Here is a 22,180-nt window from a genome sequence, read left to right on the forward strand (position 1 = left end):
GAACATGACCATCAGCTCTGTGACGGGGGCGCGGACTGACACGTAGCCGGTTATCTCTCCGTGGTGGTCGGTGACGGGGCTGACGACGGCTTTTACCCAGTAGACCGTGCCGTCTTTTGCCCTGTTTCTGACATAGCCGGAGAACGGCCGCCCGTCAGATATGGTCTGCCACATCGCCTCAAAGAGTTCGGGCGCATGGAAGCCGGACTTGAGGATGCGGTGGTTCTGGTCCATGAGTTCTTCCGGGCGGTACCTTGCAACTTCCAGAAATTTGTCGTTTATGTATGTAATGGCGCCTTCCGTATCGGTGATGGATATAATGTTTGACTTGTCCATGATACCGGTTATGTCGGCCAGCGTTTCGGCAGCCTTGCTGGCGTCTTTGACTATGGCCTCTATCACCGACGAGTCGTCGTTGTTGTTGGATTCTGTAATCTTTTTCAGGTCCGCCAGGTTCTGCTGCGCGACAGACGATATCTCTTCGCTCGACGCAGCTGCCTGCTCGCTCGACGCAGCCACCTGTTCTGCCGACGCGGAAATCTCGCCCATCTGCGACACGACTTCTGAAACGGCCCCGGCGATCTCCTGCAGCGACTGCAGCACCTTTGTGATCACGTCATAGCTTTCAATGATCGACGTGTTTCCGTGCTCGATGCTCCCGATGGTGGCTTTAGACGATTCCTCGAGATGTTTTACTATCTTTGAGATTTCGTTCGCGCCCTTTCTCGAACTCTCGGCCAGCCGCTTGACCTCGTCTGCGACGACTGCAAAGCCTTTGCCCGCGTCGCCTGCCCTTGCCGCTTCGATGGCCGCGTTGAGCGCAAGCAGGTTCGTCTTGTCTGCAATGGCGGTGATGAGCTTGACTATCTCGTTTATTTTCTTCAGCTCGTCGCCAAGGCTCTTTACGCTTGCAGAGGAACGGAGGATCGTCTCTTTTACCTCGCTCATCTTCTGCATCCCCCGTTCTGCGTCTCTGCTGGCAGATTTTGCAATGCTGTCAGAGCCCACGGCCTTCTCCATGGCCTTTGACGCGCTTAACGCGGTCTGCTGGATGGCGGAGGAGATCGACTGGATAGTTGTGGACACCTCTTCGATGTTCCTTGTCTGGTTCTCGGTAGCAGTCGTCATTTCTTTGAGCGTGTTTGTAACCTGCTGCGAGATTTCGACAGCCTCTTTAAACGACCTCATCACCTTGTCCAGGGGCTTTTCTTCTCTGGGGGAAGCATTTGCACGTGGGTTCGTCTGAACCTTCTCTGTGATGGTTTTTGCTATTGTTGTTGCTGCTGTTGCTGCTGGCCGAACCGGTTTTTCTCTACCGGTATTGGCATGGGTGCCGTCGCCCCTTTTGCTGCCGAGCCGTATCTTGCCTGCAATGGCGGAATGGATCATGAGCGTCCATTGCCATTGGCGTATTTACGGTATTGTATGTAAATATTATCCTCTTAGTGCACTGTCTTGCAGATCCTTGCATATCAGGGTAGAATATGGAATAACTTTACAGGTTAGACATACCTGCCAATAATAGTCCATTATATGGAAATTTTTTAGCAACGTCTTCCAGCCAGCTTGACCCTGTCACAAGTTGCCATGCTTGGAGCGGGCTGCACCAGAGTTGTGACGGCCGTCCTCCTGCCAGTTCTCTGAGGGTTCTGTAAGAAAACTTTTGCAGGTGGTTAGACTGAAATGGAACGAATCTGGTGATCATTTGATAAATCCTTGCCCGCTATGAAGGAACAGGAATCAAAATCATTGAAGTCATGAATTTCCTTTCAGAATTGCCATATTTCGTGAGTTACTAATTCGTTTTCTGTTTATTACATGCCATTGAAAAAACAGCATAGATAAGTTATTAACTATCTTTTCTCTCTTATATAAGAGATTTACATGGGCAATTTATTCGGCTGCCACGTACTTTCAATAGAAAGGAGCGATGATGATGGTGGTGGTGGCGGCATGCCCTGCAACGGCGAGAAAAAAAGTCCGCGTAAAGACTTCCTGTCAAGGCTTGGAATTCGTTCTGGTGGGGAATACCGCCAATACCGCATTACCAAACTACCGGCAGGAACGTCTGATCCATGACCTTTCAACGCGCCGCCAAACTGCCGCTGACGATAGGCATTGTGGCGTCGGCGCTGGTAGTCGCAGTCTTTTACATTTCAGTGCAGCAGAACTTTGCGATAGCGACCGAAGAAACGGAAAGAGCCAAGAGCAACCTGGCCGCCACGCTGGCTTCCAGAACCCAGCTGCGAATCCAGAATCAGGTTAGCGCGCTAGAGCTGGCTGCGAAATTGCCGCAGGTGCAAAGCACGGATTTTTCAAATATGATCAGTAAAGAGCTCAAGGGGATTCCGGCCGACGCCGATCCTGAAAAAAGAGCCGTGCTAAAGAATCTGCTCGACGAACTTCCGGACCTTGAAACTGCTTCATTCCTGATGGCAAACGGCGATGTCTATTCTGTAGAGCCAGCGGAGCTCCAACAAAACTTGCCGACGCTCAATTTCGCCTACCGCGATTATTTCACAAACACGGTCTCTGCGCAGAAGACCTATGTGAGCGAGGTCTTTAGGTCCACTGCGACCAACCACAACACCGTGGTGATCTCGACGCCAGTATTCCGGGACGGAAACCTGGTGGGCGTCCTGGTCGGCGCGATGGATCTGGATGTCCTAAACAATTCGCTGCAGGCCCAAGATTTTGGCAAAAACGAAGTTGCGGCATACGTGGACCGCAATGCTGTTGAAATCGCAAGTTCAGACTCCTCTGCAAACAGTCAGATTGCAGCACGTTCTTACTCACACCTGGAAGGCGTCGCCCCGGAAATTTACGCTGGCAACGCTGGCACGAAAACGCTGGTAGTCAACGGGACCCAGCTGCACATAACATACTCGCCAATAGAACTTGACGGCAACAGGTGGGCGACGCTCCTTATCCAGCCGGTCGAAGATGCATTTGCGGAAGCGTATCTAAATCAGAGGCAGGCCGTGATTGTCGCTACCATCGTAATTGCAGTCATGGGAATATCGCAATACCTGCTCTTTCGGACGATGCTTCATAATCTCACGCTCTCTGACAGACTGGAAACCCTGAACGAGACGCTCAAAATGGCAAACCGCGAGCTCAAGGAGGAAAAAGCCCGGCTCGAATCGCTGTCAGGCGAACTGAAGGTAAAGAACTCTGAGCTGGAGATCCTTGCCCGCGACCTTGACCTAAAGGCCGAGCAGCTGCGGCAGGTGGATACGGCGAAAGAGGAGTTTGCCGCAATGATAACCCACGAGCTGAAGACGCCTCTGGTCCCGATCATAGGATTCACTGAACTCCTGTCCGATGGAACCCTCGGCGAGCTGACTCCTCTGCAAAAAGAAAAAATCGCGCTGGTGCGAAACAGCGCAGTTTCCCTTTCAAATCTGATAACCGATCTGCTGGATGTCCGCAAGCTGGAACTCCACAAGATGAAGTTTGACATGGAGAAAGCGTCGGCAAAAGACTTTCTGGAGCGCGCCGTCGAATCCTTCAAGCCGCTGGCAGACTCAAAGAAAATATCGCTGACATACGAAATTCAGGACGGGGGCGACGGAAAGCTAGAGCTTGTGTGCGATCCAAAAAGGGTACAGCAGGTGATCCACAACCTAGTGAGCAATGCCATCAAGTTCGTGCCTGAAAAGACCGGCAGGATAGTGGCTTCTGCAAGAAGGGTCCCTGCCGACGGCTCTGTCGAGTTTGCAGTCCGCGACAACGGCATAGGCATACCAAAAGAAAAGCAGGGCGACATATTCAAGAAATTCTACCAGGTCGATACCTCACTTCGAAGGGAGGCGGGAGGCACGGGCCTGGGCCTTGCCATAGCAAAAGGCATCGTGGAGGCGCACGGGGGAAGGATCTGGTTTGAAAGCACACCGGGGGCCGGCTCGACTTTTTACTTTTCCATTCCTGCAAATCTGACTCTGGGAAATGGGAGAGGTGACAAAAAGAATTGAACAATAAGAAGAGGATACTCATAGTGGACGACAACACCACGATAGCGGATCTCGCAGAGATAATGCTCCAGGCGGCAGGCTACGAGTGCACAAAGGTGAACAGCGGCAAGCAATGTCTGGACATCGTCCGGGAAAGCTACAGGAACGGCAGCGACTACGACCTTATCCTGCTGGACATCGCGATGCCGCAGTTCTCTGGACTGGATGTCCTCCAGGCCATGAAGGCAGAAGGCTACCTAGAGAACAACAAGGTGGTCTTTTTCACCGCATCTTCGGCCACCAACATGGAGATAGAGAATTTCAAAAAGATGGGGGCGCTTGATTGCCTGAGAAAACCGTTCAGCAAGGCGGATCTCTTGAGTTTTGTGGGGAGGCACCTTTCATCAAAGTAAGGCGCGTGCGCCTCAAATCGAGGTACCATTTCATTGAATAGCAAGACCTTCTGGTTGGACGATAGGAACCCTCTGAGAGTCAGCCTGCACACCAAGATAGTGCTGCTGATAATGGCCATATCGCTGGCTTCCATAGTCCTGATTTCGGCAATTAGCATAGGAAACGGGCAGCAACTCTTGAGAAGGGATGTCGGGCAGAGGCTCAACGTTATAGCGTCAGACCGCATGCAGGCAATAGAGAGCATCTGGGACCTCAGGCTCGAGCAGACAGAAGCCTTGGCCTCAAACCCCAACGTCCAGAATTTTCTTGCCTCTGCCGACGGTTCGCCCCGGGCCGAGAATCCTGCAAGGAATTCTGTGAGGGAATTTGAAAGCCTGACAAAGACCAGGGACACCACATTTCTGGCAGTGCGGATAACGGACGGCGGCGGGAAAATACTCCTCTCGACAGACCCTGCGACGGAAGGAGACAATGCATTGGATCCTGACATGATCCGCAGAGCGTCGTTCAGCCCTTTCTATACCGTCACTTTTGACGATGAGCTGGGAATCGCGGTGCTCGAAACGGTGGCCCCGATCTACGACCAGACAGGAGGCAACACTTCCATCCCTGCCGGCTTTGTAACAGCATTGCGCGAACTGGACAGGGCTAACCGCATCCTTACAAACCCGTTGTTTCTCGGGGACACCGGCGAGATATATCTCGTAGATAGGAACGGGCTCATGATAACCGATTCGCGTTTTGTAGAGGGCGCAAAATACCACCAGGTCGTCGAATCGCCGCCCGTACAGGAGTGTTTTGCAAACGGCGCGGACGTGGTGGGCGGGCTGTATGCCAACTACAGAGGCTCTTACGTCTACGGGGCCTCAAACTGCGACAAGAATCTGGGGGTGGTGCTCATATCGGAGGTCGACAGGGATGAAATGTTTTTGCCGCTGAAAACCCTGCAATACCAGTACCTGCTGATGGCAGGCGGGATAATCGCGGCTGCAGGAGCATCCGCGTTCTTTCTTTCACGTTCAATACTGAAGCCACTGTTCCGCCTGAGGACGACTATGGGCAAGGTGGAGGCAGGCTACTTTGAAAAGGTGGACATCGCAAGGCGTGACGAAATAGGCGAGCTGGCCGCCAGCTTTAACGCGATGGTCGAGGAGATAGGCATCAAGACCAAAAAGATCCACCTGAAAAACGACATCCTCTCCTTCATGGCCTCAAGGCTCGAGGTGCAGGCAGACGAGCTAAAGAAAGCGGACAGGGAAAAGGAGGAATTCGCCCTGATGGTGTCCCACGAGCTAAAGACGTTTCTGGTCCCGATAATAGGGTATTCCGAGCTCATGCTGGATGGCACGTTTGGAGAACTGAGTCCGATACAGCGGGAAAAGGTGATGATAATGCTTGAAAGGGCGTGGTCGCTCCTTTACATGACGCAGAACGTCCTTGACGCACGGATGCTGGAGACCGGGAAGCTGCGGATGAACATAGAAAAGGAGCCTGTCTCTGCAAACGCGCTTTTAAAGGAGTGCAAAAACAGGGCGCTGCCGCTGGCCCGGTCGCGCAACATAGACATTGCGATCATGGAGTCCGGCGCAGATCTGGCGGTCTCGTGTGATTCGGGCAGAGTGCTCCAGGTCCTCGACAACCTGGTGAGCAACGCCGTGAAGGCTATTCCCGAGAACAGCCATGACCGGACGATCAGGCTGCGCGTAGAAGGCCGCATTGGTGAAGCGATCTTTTCGGTCAAAGACAGTGGAACCGGGATACCCGAAGAGATCCAGCCGCGCCTGTTCAGGAAATTCTACGAGTCAGATACGTCGCCGACCCGCCAGGCTGCGGCTAGCGGCCTCGGCCTCACCATATCAAAAGGGATTGTCGAGGCGCACGGGGGAAGGATCTGGTTTGTGAGCGCGCCAGGCGTTGGTTCCTCATTCTACTTCAGCATCCCCAGAGCAGACGGCAAGGGTGCAGACCTGCGTCCTGTGGGTGAAAGGAGATAGGTATGCGTACCCTGCTGCGCGACCATAACGCCAATCCAAAAACCTGCAACGATAGATCGCGGGGCCGCGGAGCGTCAAAATGATGGGCGCAAAGGCTGCCGCCGTATCTACAGGGGCGGCCTCTTTTGTGACGCTTGCCGTGATAGCGATGATTACCAACTCGTTCGTGGAAGCAAGTATGGACATCCGCGACGTCCAGCTGAACGAGCACGCAGACGACATCGTTGTGCGTCCGGCAGACTCTCTTGCCGAGACGGCAAACGGCACCATCTATCTCAACGGCCACTGGGGAAAATCCACAGTCACGGTATCCTTTTTCTCAAGGGGCATGCCGCAGTCAGAATTTGAAGAGGTGGCAGAAAGCCTCCGCAGCTCTCTCGAGGCCACCGATGAGACGCAACTTGAGCGCAATTCCACCTCGCTCTACGGCACGTGGCCGGATCTGCTGCGGACGCTCTTTGAGCAATCAGAGAATGTCCCTGCTCTGCAACTTGTCCGTCCAAACTCTGAAGGAGCAGACATCAAGGTATTCCTGGAATCAGGTCCCCATCCTGAAGGCAAACTGGGCTCTGCAAAAATAGGCCGCGACAAGGCCACATTTGAGATCCTGTTTGCGGAGGTTCGCATCTATTCTTCATACGACCTTTACACCGGGGGATTCGTCAAGTCCATATTCGAGCATGAAATGGGGCATGCAATCGGGCTTGGGCATGCGGGCCTTGAATCGAGCATCATGCACACGCCCATGATTATAGTCGACAATACTCCCTACGGGGAGATACGAAATTGCGAATTCAGGGGCACATCCTCCCTCTACATTGACGATGGGGCAGGCGAAGTCGCATGCTCCGGCACGCAAGTCAGCTAAGTCGTCGTCGGTCGATACGCGCCTGTCAGGAAAGGCCCGAACCCTGTTTCTGCTCGTCCTTGTAGCTGAGGATGGCCTCTTTTATCGAGTCCAAAAGCTGCTTGAGGGCTGGGTTTGACAGGGGGTGGAGCTTGTCTGTGGGGATTCCAAGGTGCTCAAATTCCGCATAAAGGGCGCTGCGCTCTTTGCTGCTGCTGTCTCCTGTGTCCAATGTCCTGCTATTTTCCTTGGCACATACTATTTGAATTTTCTTGATAAAATTTCCTGACAAACTGCTGCCTGCCCGAACGCACAGAAAGCTCGTACAACTGTACAAACACGCGCTTACTATTGCGGCGCCAGCATCGATACATGCAAACAGACATGGGCAAGTCCGCAGCAGCATCATCATCATCGCCGCTACCTGACGTACACGACCTTCTGGTCAGCCTCGGGTACTACCCGCAGACGGGCGCAAGCAACATGGTGCACGACGCCATAAGCGGGGCTTTTGCGCTCCTTGGCGAGTCGTGCGCAGACGTGCTTGTCAGCCACCTTTCCGCCATGCACCGGATGCCGCGCCACGTCCTCATGTCGCGCTATGACCTCGTATCAAAGGCCATCAAGCAGACCTTTGGCTACGGCTCAGAGGTGTTCCTGCACGGCATAAGGAACAGCCTGCTGGAGAGCCTGCCGCACGTGGCTCCCACCACTGCAACCCCGCAGCTGATAGAGGAGGCGTACAGGTTTGAAGCCCTCATGTTTGCAGGCGAGCTGCGGGAGGGGCGGACCCTTCTGCTGTGGACCGACCCTGACAGGAGGCAGCAGGTCATAGACGCGTTTTTCAAGCGCACAAGCCCTGCCGGCACTGCCGCGTTCCGGGGCACCGAGCAGGCCCGCTACGACGGCGAGGGCAACATAGTAGTAGGCACCAGGGCGTACTCGAACCTCGTGTCGTGCCATCAGCACGGCCTGCCCGATGGCGATAATCAGCAGCAGGAGCTCCTTCATCATCGTCATCATGTATGCAGCGGCAGCCCCGCCCGCGCGTTCCTGTGCACCTGCCTGGTAGATGGGGCCAGAAAAGACCTGCGCGAAATGGTGATGGCCCACGACCACGTCCTGACAGACCGGCCATTCATGGTCTATTCAAAGTCGTAACGGCCAGTCGTTTTCCTGCACCTTGCTGCCATGCCAGCGGACTCGCTCTGCTCATGACAATTCTTTTTCCGCGGCTGCTGGCGGCAGGGTGTATGGCGCGCCATTTTTCCTTGCCGCCTTACTTGAAACTCTTTCCCTGCGCCCTTGCGGGGCGCCATCTTGTAACGGGGAGCAAGTCCCTGGCATAAGGATGCAGGAAAGCTGCCTGCGATAAATGGTCAGGCGCAGACATGCAATTTTGGAGTATCTGCCTGCAATGAAAAAGAAGAAGGTGGACAAGACCTGCGCACACTGTGTCTGCAACTTTGCCGCAAATCTTGGCTTTTAGGCTAGAGCGGGGCGGTGATACTGCAGCAAGTCGTCACCTGCAAGAAAGATGGCTAGCGTATGTGTTGCTGGCTGTAAAGGCTTGCTTGGAAAAAAGAAAAGGTGGCAGGACCCGTGCGCCAAGCCAGAAAGACTCGACACAGAGGAAGCGTTGGCGCGTCATCGTCCTGCCACACACACATACGTTACGTACGTAAGGCTCGCACGCAGGCAGAGGCAAGCCAGACAGACAGGCTGGCTGGCTTACCGTTGCTGCTATTGTTGCTGTTGTTGCTGCTAGCCCAGGTCTACGATGGTGTCAGAGATTGACGGTATGTGTCTCTTGACTGTCAGCAGTGATCCTGTCGGCACTATCACCTCGGTCCTGACCTCCTCAAGCGAGGTGGGCTTGTCGGCGTTCTTGAACATCACCAGCACTATGGCGTTCTCGCCGTTGTCCAGGATCTGGTTGTTGTTCTTGTTCGTGGTGAAGTAGACTAGGGCCGTCGTCTGGTTCATGCCCGAGCCCACCCACGGGTACTGGTTTATCATGTTGGCTGTCTTGGCCGCCGCTATCGCTGCCGTGCTGTTCGAGTAGGTGCCTGTCGGCAGTATGCCCTTGTAGATGCTTTCGAGCGCTATCTTGTTGCTGTAGTACCTTATCGCGGTATTAGCAGTCTCCAGGTTGACGGACTCGCCTCCCGGCGCAACCTTTATCGGTATAGCGTAATAGTGCAGCCTGTTCTGGGTCGCGTTCCCGTTTCCTATCACGCCGCCGGTGATCTCCATTGCGCTGCTCGCCTCGGCGAGGCCTGACTGTATCGTCGTCTTTGCTTTCTGCGTGGTGGAAAAGCCCATGTTCAGGATGACAAAAGACAAAGCTGCTGCCACCATGACAAAGGCTATCAGCACGATTGCCGACTCGATGCCTATCACACCACGGCGACTGCGGTTCTGCCTTTGTTTTGACTTCATGCCCTTCCTAATGCGTGCTGGCGTATTATCTGCAAGTGTGTACACCGGAACGAGCTTGCATCTTTGCTGTTGTTGCTGTTTCTGCCCGTGCACAGGAGGAAAAAAACGGCGGGCGGCCCCCTGCGCCTTGCCCTGGAGGGGGTAAAAACGGCAGCGTGTATACCGATATTCATGCAAATCTTGTAAAATCCGGCCCTGCCGCTAAAAAGATACAAGAGTGTCGCTTGAAAACATTACCAGCAGATTTGTAGATCTGGGCCTTGACGGGGAGGAGGCCGCAGTGTTGCGGGACCTCTACCTTTCAGGCGAGTCCAAGGCAGGCGATCTGGCAAAGTCGTGCGGGCTTGCCAGAATCAGGGTGTACAGGATACTGGAGAGGCTCAGGGAGATGGGCATAGTCGAGTCCACGATGGGCCGGCCGGTCATCTTTTCGGCAATCCCGCCGGAGAGGGCGATCGAGAAGCTGATAGGCCACGCGGCTAAAAAGCTGGAACAGATGGAGTCTGCCAGGGAGCAGGTGATGCAGGAGCTTGCCAAGTTCAAGCTGCACCAAAAGCCGCAGGTGGAGGCCAAGTACAGGATAGTGCAGGGCAAGTCGCAGATCTACTCGATGGTGTCGCAGATGATAGGAACAGCAGGCTCGGAAATCCTTGCATACATTGGCAGGGAGGACCTGCTGAGGATCGCCTATACGGACATACCTGACGAGCTTGTCCGGGCGAAAAAGAGGGGCACCAGGATCATGATACTGACAGACGTCGATTACTCGCTCGACTCTGCAATACGGGAATATTCCGAGTATGCAGACCTGCGCCACACCAGGATACCGGGCATGAGCATCCTGCTTGTAGCCGACGAGTCGGAGCTTGTGGTGTCGGCCATGACCCGTGCCGACAGCGCTTCTGGCGACGTGGCGCTGTGGATGAACGGCAGGAACTTTGTCGCAGGCATCCGGGGCCTTTTGAGCGACAGCTGGGAAAACGCCATCGACGCCAGGACGCGGGTGGACATCATGAAGGGGGGAGGCAGGGCGTTTGAAGACGTGCTGATAATCAAGGGGTCGCAGCCCATATCCGAGTTTTACAGGGGCATGCTTGCAAGGGCGAAAAAGCAGGTGCTGCACTTTTCCGTGCCCTATGACTGCGCGTTTTTCGACGCGACTGCGCGCGACGCGCTTGCCGCCGGTGCAAATGACAGCAGTGGCAGTGGCAGCAGTGGCAGCAGCGGCAGCAGCAAAAAAATAAAGACGCGCATCCTCACGTCGATAGAAAAAGAGTCTCTTGGCAAATTGAAAAGACTCGGCGATTCGTCGTGCGAGGTCAGGCACGCCGACGCCAAGGCCGGCGTCAACATCACGCTGGTGGACGACGACGAGGTCATGCTGACGCCCGCTGCTGGGAGCCGGGGCCAGAGCGCGATATGGTCGAGCGTGCGCGACTATGTGGAGCACTACCGGATCATGTTTGACAGCCTCTGGTCTTCCTCCACTGCGATGGCCGACAGGGCGGCAGCCATCGAGGCGCAGGAGAAGGTCTCAAGGCTCATGGCGTCCGTGCGCCAGCTGCTGGAAGGCGCCGGCCTGGAAATCCTGCAGGACGTAAAGGGCGCAAGCGGCCTGGCGCACCGGTTTTCGATATCTGCTTCCGCTGGAAAAGGAGATGATGATGGTGATCTCACTCATGCCTCCATCGTCGTTGACATTGTCGGCCCTGACAAGCCCGACCCGCAGGCCGCGCTCATCGGCTTTCTGGTAAAATGCATGGACGTCAGGGCAGACTGCAAGGTCCTGATCACGCTTGCAGGCGACCCGTCAGCCGTCAAGGCGCCTGCCAGGTCGCTGCACCGCGACGTGGTGGTCATGGGCGCAGACGGCGCAGAGGACGCAATCCGCAGGCTCGTCGGGAACCTGCAGCGGCCTCCTTCCTCACCCCTCTCGCCGTCGCCACCGCCGCCTGCAAGCGGCGGCAAGACGACAACCGCCTAGCCGCCACCGTCTTTTTTTGGTGCTGTTTCCATCCTCATTCCTCTTTCTCTGTCGGTACGGATTTTGACATAATTCCCGTTTTATGCGTCCCATTCCAAGTAAGGGGGAGATATCGTTATGGGCGGAACAAGAAGAGGAAGAAGAGGAGAAATAGGATGTCAAATTAGAGCGACGTGCAGAGTGGGTACGGCCTGCCGTCAGGGCTGCAACGGTGGAGGGAGATAACTGGTGCTAAAGATCCTGAGCCACAGCCTGAACCGTAAGCTGATAGCCCTCTTTGTGGCGATGTCGGTGGTGCCGCTGGCAATCCTTGCCGTCATAAGCTTCACCGCCTCGCAGAGTTCTATGAACAAGATGACTGCCGACCAGGTGGAATCTCTGGCGGTGAGCAGGGCCCAGGCCATCAAGATGCTAAACGAGCTGCGAGTACAGCAGGCTTCAACCTTTGCGTCAGGCGAGGCGATCAAGGAGCTATTCAGGATGGACGGCTCCGGCGATAAATCTGCCCTGGGACGCGCGTCGGACGCGGTGGCCGCCGAGTTTTCAGACTTTGCGATGGCGACCGGGGGAAGCGAAAGCGGCTTTTACAGGATGAAGGCAGTCTCCCCGCAGGGCACGGTGCTCTTTTCCACCGACAGCTCTGAAGTGGGCAAGAGCGTCGCCCAGGACGCAAAATTCCAGCAGGCGCAACAGCAGAACAGGGTCGTAGTGGCAGTAGAGTACGACTCTGCCAGAAAAGAGGGCGCACGCAACATCGTCGTCCCGGTCACAGCTCCGGGCACGGATAAAGAAGTCATGGGGGTAGTCTACACGGCAGTCCCGACCAGGCTGGCCTCGGAGATACTCCTCAACAGGGAGGGCCTCAAGGAGACAGGCGAGACGTACCTGGTGAACCGGGACGGGCTGATGATATCTGATTCCCGGTTTGTGCAGGGCGCAGCCTTTAACCAGGTGGTGGACACGCTCCCAGTGCAAGAGTGCTTTGCAAAAGGCACGACTGTGAACGGCATCTATCCGGACTACAGGGGCATACCCGTCTACGGCGCCTCGGCGTGCGAAAGGGACGCAGGGTTCGTCCTCCTGGCAGAGTTTGACGTGGCCGAGATAAACGCGCCGGTGACTGACCTTCAGAACCAGTCGATGATCATCACGGTAGCTGCTGCAGGCGCGATAGGCGTTGCGGCGTTCTTTATCTCCCGGTCCATCTCGAGGCCGATAGCGATGATGAGCAGGATGGCGCAGCAGGTCAGCGAAGGAGACCTGGTGGCCAAGACTGTGGAAGTAAGGTCCAACGACGAGATAGGCGTGCTCTCCCGGTCGTTTGCGGGCATGGTCTCCGGGATTCGCGAGCTTGTCAGGCAGGCGCAGAGCAACGCGTTCACGCTCTCGTCGACTGCAGAGCAGCTCGCCGCGTCCACGGAGGAGGTCAACGCGTCCATCAACCAGGTCTCTACCAGCGTCCAGCAGATAGCGAGGGGGACGCAGGACCAGGCCAAGCGCCTCGAAGAGAACAACAGGATGGCCGGCGAGCTCAGGGACACCATGAAGAGCGTGTCGCAGACCGCAGAGGAGGTGGCAGGCCAGGCGACGCAGACGGGCAAGATAGCCCAGGCGGGCCAGACCGCTGCGTCGGACGCGGCCAAGAGGATGACCAAGATACACGACTTTGTCAACAAGGCCGTGTCGGACATCAAGGGCATAAGCGAAAAGTCTGCCCAGATAGCCGACGCGCTCAACGTGATCAACGCCATCTCGGACAAGACCAACCTGCTTGCGCTCAACGCGGCCATCGAGGCTGCGAGGGCCGGCGAGGCAGGGAAGGGCTTTGCGGTCGTGGCAGACGAGGTCAAGCGCCTTGCAGAAGGGTCGCTCAAGGCGTCGGAAGAGATAGCCAAGCTGGTGGAGGAGATCAAGACCACGATAGAGGCGTCGGTGCAGAACATCGAGTCGGGCTCAAAGGAGGTCTACGAGGGGACCGACATCATCAACAGGGCCCTCTCCTCGCTTGAGACGATATCGAAGGAGGCGCTGCAGACTGCCAAGAGGGTGCAGGAGATAGCCACGAGCACGCGCGGCCAGGTCCACACGGCAGAGAACGTGACCACGCTCATAGGCGAGGTGGCATCGGTCGCAGAGGAAAGCGCGGCGTCTGCCGAGGAGGTTTCTGCAGCGACGGAACAGCAGACTGCAAGCATGCAGGAGGTCACCAACGCGGCGCAAGAGCTTGCCAAGATAGCCGAGAAATCGCAGAGCCTCATATCCAAGTTCAGGACGGACGACGACGCAGGCTCCCCGAGCATGCGGCAGGGGGAGAAAAAAGGAGGAGGAGAAGAAGAAGGGGGAGGCGCCCCCAACCCTTCACTTCCTGCCGACGACGGCCCCAGGGCGCCGCAGGAAAAAGAAGAAGGGTGGCAAGACGGGCCGTTCAAGCTAAAGGTGCCTGCGACAAAGGGTGGCAGGAAAGTGCCTCTGCTCGGGCAGATCAGGCCGGTGCGCGGCGGAGGGGGCCACGAAGAAGCGGTGAACTAGGCAGCAGGGCCCCTGCAGAGGCTGGCAGAAAAAACGCCCGGGCACCACCCCCGCCTCTTGGACACACGCACTGACGCGCGTCCGAAAAGCCCGTGCTCGGCTTCGTCATTATTTTTATTAATTATATTATTTTCTGCTAGACGTGCCACTGGGAATAGCACGACTCGTCTCCCGTCTGCGCCACATAGTCCCTGCACTCTATCCCTGCCCTGAACTTGAGGGCCACAAGCGCAAAGGGGTTGGACTTGTCCAGGTTCAGGCCGGCCGCAATGTCGGCCATGTGGTACATGGCTGTAAAGAACGCATAGAACGCAAGCGTGCAGAACGCGACAAGGTAAGCGATTTTCCCTCTCTGTCTCTCTGCCAATTGCTCGTCCGCACTTTTTTTGACATGTCAATTGTTATATACTTTTTGTCCATCCGGCCGGCCGGAGGCTGTAGAGCCTCGATTTGACATACTTGTTCTTTTAATCGACATCTATCTAATTACAGCGCGACACAAGATATGCTTGTAGATCAACAACGGCCGTCGCAGCAACAGCAACAACAGCAGCAGGAGGGCAGCTCTTCGCTTGAAACGGTAGCCAAGCTGTCCGAACTGCTCTCGGCCAAGACGGAGGCTGCGATAAACCAGATAGACCACATAAACGGCGAGGCCCAGGTCCTTGCGATAAACGCGCTCATAGAGGCCAGCAGGGCAGGCGAGGCCGGCAAGGCATTTACCGTGGTCGCCGAGGAAATGAGCAGGCTTTCTAGAAAAATCGTGGACACCACCGACAGGCTGCGAAAGGAGAGCAGGGGGGCGATAAGCGAGCTGAAGGACATCATCAGGATGCAGGCTACCAACATACGCGGCATACGGCTTTCAGACCTTGCCCTCACAAACATCGACCTTGTGGACCGCAACCTGTACGAAAGGTCGTGCGACGTGCGCTGGTGGGCCAAGGATTCAAGCATGGTGGCCGCGCTTGTCGACAAGACCCCTGAAGCCCTGGAGATGGCGTCCCGGCGCCTGGGAGTGATACTTGACGCTTACACGGTGTATTTCGACCTGGTCCTGTGCGACGTCGAAGGGAACGTGGTGGCAAACGGCCGCCCGCACCAGTTCCGGTCGCAGGGCACGAACCAGCGCTCGAGCCCGTGGTTCGAGTCGGCGATGGCCAGCGCGTCGGGCGACCAGTTCGGATTCCAGACGGTGCACAGGTCGCCGCTCGCAAACAACCAGCTGGCAGTGATCTTTTCATGCTGCGTCAAGGAGAACTGCCAGGGGAACGGCAAGGTGATAGGCGTGCTCGGCACGGTCTTTAACTGGGAGGGGCTGGCGCAGGAGATAGTGAACAAGACTCCCCTGAGCAAAGAGGAAAAGGCCACAAGCAGGGTGTGCATGGTGGACGACAGGGGGACCGTCCTTGCAGACACCGAAGGCAGGATGCTTGAAGACAGCATACAGTTTGCCGGCCAGTCAGAGCTGTACGCCATGAAGAAGGGCTTTATCATGAAAAAGCTCGACGACGGCGATTTGTGCATCGGGCACGCGGTCTCGACCGGCTATGAAACCTATTCTTCCGGCTGGCACTCGATGATCATCCAAAAGCTCCGGTCATCGTCCTCTCCTTCTTCTTCCTCCTCTCCCTCTCTGGCTTGATTGCTCTGCGGCCGCCGAGCCGGATTTTTTCTTTGCATCCCTGTTTTTCAGTGTGTACGATTTGACATACTTGACCATATTAACGGCACCAGCATACAGTGGTGATGGTGAGCATACCATGATAACGATGATGATGATGGTGACGATGATGGTGATGGTGATCGCGACAAACAGCATCGACTGGCGGAAAAAGACGGATCGTCATGGCCTGTGGCATGCCCTTGCTGGCGGAAGCAGGGGAGAGGAAAAGGAGGGAGGCTGGACGTGAGCCCCACCGCAACGGCACTGGCCGCTGACTCTTCTTCGCAGATCCTGGTGTTCAGCCTGCTGGCAGAAAAGACGTCGCAGCGGATGGACTACGGGGTCGAGGTGGGGCAGGTGCAAGAGATCGGCCTTTTGGAAAACATCAGCATGGTGCCAAACGCGCCTGCCTACGTAAAGGGCGTGATGAACCTGCGGGGCAAGATAATCACGATAATCGACGTGAAGGAGAAGCTCGGCTTCCCTGCGGTAAAAGAGGTCGACGCGTCCACGAGGATCCTGATAGTGGGCGTGGGCTCTACGCTGATGGGCCTGCTGGTGGACCAGGTCGACGAGGTCATGCGCATACCTGCAAGCGACATCGAGCCCAACCCTTCAAGCATCACAGAGACGTCGCCCTACGTCAAGGGCATAGCCAAGGTCAACGACAGGCTCGTGGTCATACTGGATCTAAAGATGCTCCTTGGCGGCGGCACGGACGACGCCTCGCAGCATGCTGCCAATACTACCACTGCTACTGCTACTGCAGCGACGACAGCGGCAGCAGCAGCAGCGGCTGAGGAAAAAGGCAGGGCGATAGGGCGGGGGAGGAGGTAGCAGAAAAGACCATGTCGTCAAGAGGCTCTACAAAGATACTCGTGGTGGACGACGCCCTCTTTATGAGGACGATACTGAAGGACATACTGAGCTCCAACGGCTTTACCAACATACTTGAAGCCGGCGACGGCGCGGCGGCCATAGACATGTACCGCAAGAACAGGCCGGACATCACCACGATGGACGTCAACATGCCCGGGACAGACGGCATGCAGGCGCTCAAGTCCATAATGGCGATGGACCCGGCGGCCAAGGTCATCATGGTAACCTCCGTGGAACAAAAGCAGATAGTGCAGGACGCCATCAAGGCCGGGGCCAAAGATTACGTAGTCAAGCCGTTTGACAGGGCGATGGTGGCGGCAGTCCTGAACAAAGTGATGAGGGGCCGGTAGCAAGAGGAAGATAGAGAGGGCAAGCGAGAGAGAGGGGAGTGTTGTAGCAAACCATGCTGGCCGGAGGGGAAAAAGCAGTGACATCGCCATCGCCAACCACCACAGCGACAGCCGCAGCGGCGGGCAGCAAAAAGATCGAAGTGATGGTGGTCAACGACTCGACCTACATGCGCAGCCTGTTTGGCGACCTGGTATCGTCAAGCGGCAGGCTCCACGTCTGCGACACCGCAAACGACGGGGCAGACGCGCTGCGCAAGATCGGCAAGAGCAGGCCAGACGTGGTGCTTTTGGACCTTGAAATGCCAAACATGGACGGGCTCTCGTTCATAGAAAAAGTCATGCCGGTAAACCCTGTCCCGATAGTGCTTGTCAGCAGCTATGGCCAAAAGGGGGCAAGCGTCGTGTTCGACGCGCTCGAGATGGGCGCCGTAGATTTCGTGCCGATCCCGCAGGACGACCCGGAAAAGATGCGCACGCTCAAGGAGACGCTTGCGTCCAAGATCGAAATAGCGGCGCAGGCAAAACAGCACCTGCGCCCAACGCGGGCAAGGCAGGGGGCGACGCATGCTTCCTCGCTCGGCCATGCGTCTTCAACAGCGGCCAGGCGCAGCCATGCCCGGGGAGGAGCAGGAGGAGAAGGCGGAGAAGAATGGCCTGCTGTAGTGGTCATAGGCGCCTCCACCGGCGGCCCCGGAGTCGTGGGCGAGATAATGTCCCGTCTTCCTGCCGACCTCCCTGCAGGTGTGCTCATCGTGCAGCACATGCCCGAAGGCTTTACCAAGAGCTTTGCAGAGAGGCTAAACGGCAGGTCCAAGATACCTGTCAAGGAGGCAAGGGACGGCGACCAGATAGCTGTGGGCTCTGCCCTCGTGTCTCCTGGTGACTTTCACATGCTTGTCAGGCCGTCGCGCACGGTCGAGCTCAACAAGTCGCCACGCCGCTTTGGCGTGCGGCCTGCGATAAACATGAGCATGGTTTCGGCGTCGCAGGTGTACGGCAGCAGGACGGTGGGCGTGCTGCTGACCGGGATGGGCCACGACGGCGCCTTTGGGATGAAGATGATCAAGCGCAACGGCGGCAGGACGATAGGCCAGGACGAGGCTTCGTCAGTCGTGTTTGGAATGGCCAAGGCCGCGGCAGAGATGGACGCAGTCGACAGGCTGCTCCCTGTCGACAGGATACCTGGCGAAATAGAGAGGATGGTGGCAAGCCTGAGATGAGTGGCGGCGACGACAATTCGGCATACCGCGACCTTTTCGTGCAGGAGGCAAACGAGCACGTCCAGAACCTGAACCAGTCCCTGCTAAAGCTGGAAGAGGAGCCGGGCAACAGGGAGTACCTGGACGCGGCGTTCAGGTCGGCGCACACGCTCAAGGGCATGGCCGCCACGATGGGCTATGACCAGATAAAGCAGCTGTGCAAGGCAGTGGAGGAGCTCTTTGACGGGTTCCGCAAGGGCGAGCGGGCCCTGACGTCCGCAGTTGCAAGCTACCTGTTCAAGTGCTTTGACGCCATGCAGCAGATGGTTAGCGACGAGGGCTTCAAGATAGACATAGGCCAGTACCTGGCAGAGCTGCAAAAAGCCTCAGAAGCCAGTCAAGGAGGAGGCAGCTACGACGACAACAACGGCAGCAAGGACGCGCCGGCGCCAGAGGACGCTGCATTTCTGCAGCAGCCGCAAGAGGGCCAGGAGCAGGCAGCAGCGACTGCTGTTACTGCCGCCGTTCCCCAACAGCACCAGCAACAGCAGCAACAACAACACGCTGTCCTGCCTCAGACAATCAGGGTCAGGATGCAGGACCTGGACTCGCTTGTGGACCTCGTGGGCGAGCTCTTGATAGCCAAGATGCGCCTTGAGCAGATGATGCTGGGCAGCGCGACCACCGCAGCCGACAACAGGGTGCGCCACACCTTCATGAGTTTGGGCAGGCTCGTCTCGGACCTGCAGTACCAGACCATGAAGCTCCGGCTCGTGCCTGTGGAGCAGATATTCAACAGGTTTCCCCGGATGATACGGGACATCTCTGCAAGCCAGGGCAAGAACGTCAAGCTCGAGATGGAGGGCCTCGGGATCGAGCTTGACAGGACGGTCCTTGACGCGATCACCGACCCGCTCCTGCACATGCTGCGAAACGCAGTCGACCATGGGCAGGAAGCGCCGGACGAGCGCGAAAAGGCCGGCAAGCCCCGGACAGGGACGATAAAGCTGGCGGCATCCAAGGTGGGCGACAGGGTCATGATAACCGTGGAAGACGACGGCAGGGGCATAGACGTCGAGCGGCTAAAGGCCAAGGCCGTGGAAAAGAGGCTGATAACCAGGGAAGAAGCTGACACGATGAGCGAGGAGGACGCCCTCAGCCTGATAGGCACGCCCGGGCTTTCGACTGCAAAGCAGGTCACCGACATCTCTGGCAGGGGCGTGGGCATGGACGTCGTGTTCAGCCAGATAGAGGCAGTCGGGGGCCAGGTCAAGATAGAGACAAAGAAGGGCCAGGGCACGCGCTTTACGCTCATGATACCGCTCAGCCTTGCCATAATCGGCGGGCTGCTGATAACCATAGGCAACGAAAAGTACGTGCTCCCGCTCTCAAGCGTGATATCGACCATGCGCGTCGACGTAAAGGACATCAAGATAGTGCATGGCCGGGAGGTGATAATGTTCCGCGGCCAGGTGGTGCCCCTTGCAAGGACGGGCCAGGCGCTTGGCATCCCGCAGCGCGGCAGCCAGGACCAGCAACAGCAGGCGTCGCTTGAATACCTGACAGTGGTCATAGTCAACAAGAACGGCAGGCCGTACGGCCTCATAGTGGACGCGTTTGAAAGCAAGCAGGAGATAGTGGTAAAACGGCTGGACACCAGTTCGACATCGGCCTCGTCATCATCATCGTCGTCATCCTCTTCCGTCTCGTCAGAGGCGACGATCCTGGGCGACGGCAAGGTGGCGCTGATACTGGACCCTGCCAGGCTATAGAGGAGAAATGATAGTCATATGATGACAACAACACTTGACGAAACCGAGCTGAAGACGCTCAAGGAACTGCTGAACTCGTACATGGGGAAAAAGACCAAGCCCGCGTTCTCGATGATCCTCGGAGAGGACGTCGAGTACTCGGTGCGCAGCATGAACTTGATGCACCTGCAGGACATTGACGGCATACTGCTGCCCTTCATGAACCAGGAGATGTGCGCCATCTACCTGCGGGCAGACGGCGACGTAACGATAGGGATGCTCATGTTCATGCACGAGGAGCAGGCCCTGAAACTTGCGTCAAAGCTGCTTGGCAAGGAGACGCCCGGGCCGCTGGACGCTATGGGCAGGTCGTCCATAGCCGAGGTGGGCAACATGCTCCTGGCCGGCTCTGTCCTCAACGCCATCTCTGACTCGACAGGGTTCAAGATCGACTGCTCGGTGCCGGGCTTTGCCATCGAGTCGCTTGGGGCCATACTGGAAGACCCGATTGCAGAGATTGCCGTCCGGACCAACAGCCTCATACTGGCAGGCGTAGAGCTCCACGCAGTCTCGAGCAACACCCGGGTCTACCTCTTTCTGTTCTTTGGGCTGGACGACATAAAGAAGCTGCTGGCCCACGCAAAGGAAGAGCAGCAGGAAGACGGCGACGACAGCAATAGCGGCAGCGCCCGGTAGCTGCGCTGGCAAGAGCGGAAGAGGGGGCAATTAGTAGCACATGGGTATGGTGGACATTAACGTGAGCATGGGCGAACTAGAGGTGACTGACAACCGGCAGGCCGTGCTGACAACCTTTGTCGGCTCGTGCGTTGCGCTCTGCCTGTACGACCCCTGCTCAAAGGTGGGCAGCATGGCGCACATTATGCTTCCGGACAGCGGCAAGGACGCTTCTGCTTCTACTACTATTAATACTCCTCAGCCCTCTGTAAACAACGCCAAGTACGCCGACCTGGCGCTTGCAAACGCGGTCAGGGCGATGGCCGCCAAGGGCGCCTCGCCGTCCAAGCTCGTCGCCAAGATCGCCGGCGGCGCCAAGATATTCTCTCACGAAGGCAGCGAAGACATGTTTGCCATAGGTACAAGAAACGCCGAGTCTGTCAGAGAGCTCCTGCGGGGCATGGGCATCAAGGTTCTCGGCGAAGACGTTGGGCAGACCCAGGGGAGGTGGGTCAGGTTTGACATTGATTCGGGGCGGGTGCGGGTGACCAGGCGCGGCAAGGAGGAAAAGGTGCTCTGACGATGCCCTCCACACCGCATCGCTTTGCTGCCAACACTGCATCCTCATCCTCATCCTCCTCATCATCATCATTGCCGCTGTCTTCCTCAGACGAGCAGGGGATCCGGCTTATCGTGGAAAGGGCCCTGCGCAGGGGGGTGGACCTGCGGCAGTACAAGGAGAACTTTGTGAAAAGGCGGCTTGACATAAGGCTGAAGGCGCGGAACGTGGCCGGCTACCTGCAGTACGCCCAGCTCCTTGAAAAAGACGCGGCCGAGTTTGGCGCGCTCCTTGCCACGTTTTCGATAAACGTGACCGAGTTCTTTCGCGACGTCGACTTTTACAACGCGTTCTATTCCAGCATAATACCAGAGCTTTACCGGCGCGCAGGGCAGCAGAAGGGAGAAGTCCGGGTGTGGAGCGCCGGCTGCGCTTCCGGCGAAGAGCCCTACACAATAGCAATCATGTTTTCAGAGGCTGCCGAGAGCCTTGCGGGGTTCCGGGGCAGGGTTGTTGCGACCGACCTGAGCGAAAAGGCCATAGGCGCCGCCGCGCAGGGGGTTTACGGCGCCACCCAGCTTGCAAACCTGCCTGACAGCCTCCTGTCAAAGTATTTCACGCGCCTTGCAGACGGCAGGTACAGGGTCTCTGACAGGTTAAAGTCTATGGTTGACTTTGGCACGGGAAACCTCTCCACCATGAGCCCGCCCCAGCAACAGCTCGACGCGGTGTTTTGCAGAAACGTGCTCATCTACTTTGACAAGGACATGCAGTACAGCATACTGAGCAAGTTCCACAGGAGCCTGAGAGGCGGCGGGTACTTTGTGCTGGGCCAGTCCGAGGCCGTCATGGGCGAGTCGTCGACCCTCTTTGAGGCTGTGATGCCAAAAGAGCGGATATACAGGAAAAAGGGGTAAAGAGGGAAGTGGTCGTCCGTT

20 protein-coding genes are annotated in these 22,180 nt (G+C 56.9%); 16 read left to right on the top strand and 4 right to left on the bottom strand.

The window, feature by feature from the left end:
* On the bottom strand, positions 1-1,389 hold a 1,389-nt coding region (locus WKI84_RS07815; RefSeq protein WP_337862980.1), incomplete at its 3' end, for a methyl-accepting chemotaxis protein.
* 686 nt (positions 1,390-2,075) lie between these two features.
* Between WKI84_RS07815 and WKI84_RS07820 the strand changes: the two genes are divergently transcribed.
* From WKI84_RS07820 to WKI84_RS07835, 4 genes are all read left to right on the top strand, one after another.
* Entirely contained in the window at positions 2,076-3,974 is a 1,899-nt protein-coding gene (locus tag WKI84_RS07820) for an ATP-binding protein (protein WP_337862981.1), read from the top strand.
* Positions 3,971-4,366: a response regulator gene (locus tag WKI84_RS07825; RefSeq protein WP_337862982.1), complete on the top strand. Its 396-nt coding sequence runs from the start codon at positions 3,971-3,973 to the stop codon at positions 4,364-4,366. Before WKI84_RS07820 ends, WKI84_RS07825 begins: the two co-directional genes overlap by 4 nt.
* 54 nt (positions 4,367-4,420) lie before the next feature.
* Complete coding sequence (locus tag WKI84_RS07830) at positions 4,421-6,361, top strand: sensor histidine kinase (RefSeq protein ID WP_337862983.1); 1,941 nt, start codon at positions 4,421-4,423, stop codon at positions 6,359-6,361.
* Between the two features lie 79 nt (positions 6,362-6,440).
* Complete coding sequence (locus WKI84_RS07835) at positions 6,441-7,229, top strand: matrixin family metalloprotease (protein ID WP_337862984.1); 789 nt, start codon at positions 6,441-6,443, stop codon at positions 7,227-7,229.
* Positions 7,230-7,254: 25 nt separating this feature from the next.
* Here WKI84_RS07835 and WKI84_RS07840 read toward each other — a convergent pair whose 3' ends face one another.
* Positions 7,255-7,440, bottom strand: coding sequence for a hypothetical protein (locus WKI84_RS07840; RefSeq protein WP_337862985.1), 186 nt, complete (start codon positions 7,438-7,440; stop codon positions 7,255-7,257).
* 152 nt (positions 7,441-7,592) lie between these two features.
* Here WKI84_RS07840 and WKI84_RS07845 point away from each other — a divergent pair, with 152 nt between their 5' ends.
* The gene (locus WKI84_RS07845; protein ID WP_337862986.1) at positions 7,593-8,369 is read left to right on the top strand and encodes a hypothetical protein; all 777 of its coding nucleotides are present in this window, start codon (positions 7,593-7,595) and stop codon (positions 8,367-8,369) included.
* Positions 8,370-8,972: 603 nt separating this feature from the next.
* Here the strand turns inward: WKI84_RS07845 and WKI84_RS07850 are convergent.
* Positions 8,973-9,650 carry an archaellin/type IV pilin N-terminal domain-containing protein gene (locus tag WKI84_RS07850; protein WP_337862987.1) on the bottom strand — a complete coding sequence of 226 codons (678 nt, stop codon included), beginning with the start codon at positions 9,648-9,650 and terminating at the stop codon, positions 8,973-8,975.
* 217 nt (positions 9,651-9,867) lie between these two features.
* Between WKI84_RS07850 and WKI84_RS07855 the strand changes: the two genes are divergently transcribed.
* Together WKI84_RS07855 and WKI84_RS07860 are read left to right on the top strand one after the other, a co-directional pair.
* Positions 9,868-11,634, top strand: coding sequence for a helix-turn-helix domain-containing protein (locus tag WKI84_RS07855; RefSeq protein WP_337862988.1), 1,767 nt, complete (start codon positions 9,868-9,870; stop codon positions 11,632-11,634).
* 228 nt (positions 11,635-11,862) lie between these two features.
* A complete protein-coding gene (locus WKI84_RS07860; protein WP_337862989.1) occupies positions 11,863-14,163 on the top strand; it encodes a methyl-accepting chemotaxis protein in 2,301 nt (766 codons plus the stop codon).
* 136 nt (positions 14,164-14,299) lie between these two features.
* On the opposite strand, the gene WKI84_RS07865 is transcribed toward WKI84_RS07860, so the two are convergent.
* Positions 14,300-14,530, bottom strand: a complete 231-nt coding sequence (locus WKI84_RS07865) for a hypothetical protein (RefSeq protein WP_337862990.1) — start codon at positions 14,528-14,530, stop codon at positions 14,300-14,302.
* A gap of 138 nt (positions 14,531-14,668) precedes the next feature.
* On the opposite strand from WKI84_RS07865, the gene WKI84_RS07870 reads away from it, so the two are divergent.
* The 9 genes from WKI84_RS07870 (at position 14,669) to WKI84_RS07910 (ending at position 22,159) form a co-directional block, all read left to right on the top strand.
* Complete coding sequence (locus WKI84_RS07870; protein ID WP_337862991.1) at positions 14,669-15,808, top strand: methyl-accepting chemotaxis protein; 1,140 nt, start codon at positions 14,669-14,671, stop codon at positions 15,806-15,808.
* Between the two features lie 118 nt (positions 15,809-15,926).
* The gene (locus WKI84_RS07875; protein WP_337862992.1) at positions 15,927-16,076 is read left to right on the top strand and encodes a hypothetical protein; all 150 of its coding nucleotides are present in this window, start codon (positions 15,927-15,929) and stop codon (positions 16,074-16,076) included.
* Positions 16,073-16,666, top strand: coding sequence for a chemotaxis protein CheW (locus tag WKI84_RS07880; RefSeq protein ID WP_337862993.1), 594 nt, complete (start codon positions 16,073-16,075; stop codon positions 16,664-16,666). Before WKI84_RS07875 ends, WKI84_RS07880 begins: the two co-directional genes overlap by 4 nt.
* 11 nt (positions 16,667-16,677) lie before the next feature.
* A complete protein-coding gene (locus WKI84_RS07885; protein ID WP_337862994.1) occupies positions 16,678-17,058 on the top strand; it encodes a response regulator in 381 nt (126 codons plus the stop codon).
* A gap of 77 nt (positions 17,059-17,135) precedes the next feature.
* A complete protein-coding gene (locus WKI84_RS07890; protein WP_337862995.1) occupies positions 17,136-18,278 on the top strand; it encodes a chemotaxis response regulator protein-glutamate methylesterase in 1,143 nt (380 codons plus the stop codon).
* The gene (locus WKI84_RS07895) at positions 18,275-20,029 is read left to right on the top strand and encodes a chemotaxis protein CheA (protein ID WP_337862996.1); all 1,755 of its coding nucleotides are present in this window, start codon (positions 18,275-18,277) and stop codon (positions 20,027-20,029) included. Before WKI84_RS07890 ends, WKI84_RS07895 begins: the two co-directional genes overlap by 4 nt.
* An 18-nt stretch (positions 20,030-20,047) precedes the next feature.
* A complete protein-coding gene (locus tag WKI84_RS07900) occupies positions 20,048-20,704 on the top strand; it encodes a chemotaxis protein CheC (RefSeq protein ID WP_337862997.1) in 657 nt (218 codons plus the stop codon).
* 40 nt (positions 20,705-20,744) lie between these two features.
* Complete coding sequence (locus WKI84_RS07905) at positions 20,745-21,263, top strand: chemotaxis protein CheD (RefSeq protein ID WP_337862998.1); 519 nt, start codon at positions 20,745-20,747, stop codon at positions 21,261-21,263.
* A 2-nt stretch (positions 21,264-21,265) separates the two neighbouring features.
* Positions 21,266-22,159 (top strand): protein-glutamate O-methyltransferase CheR, encoded by an 894-nt coding sequence (locus WKI84_RS07910; protein WP_337862999.1) that lies wholly within the window; start codon positions 21,266-21,268, stop codon positions 22,157-22,159.
* The last annotated feature ends 21 nt before the right edge of the window (positions 22,160-22,180 follow it).

Origin of the sequence: Nitrososphaera sp. (assembly GCF_037447015.1) — an archaeon.
Lineage (GTDB): Archaea > Thermoproteota > Nitrososphaeria > Nitrososphaerales > Nitrososphaeraceae > Nitrososphaera.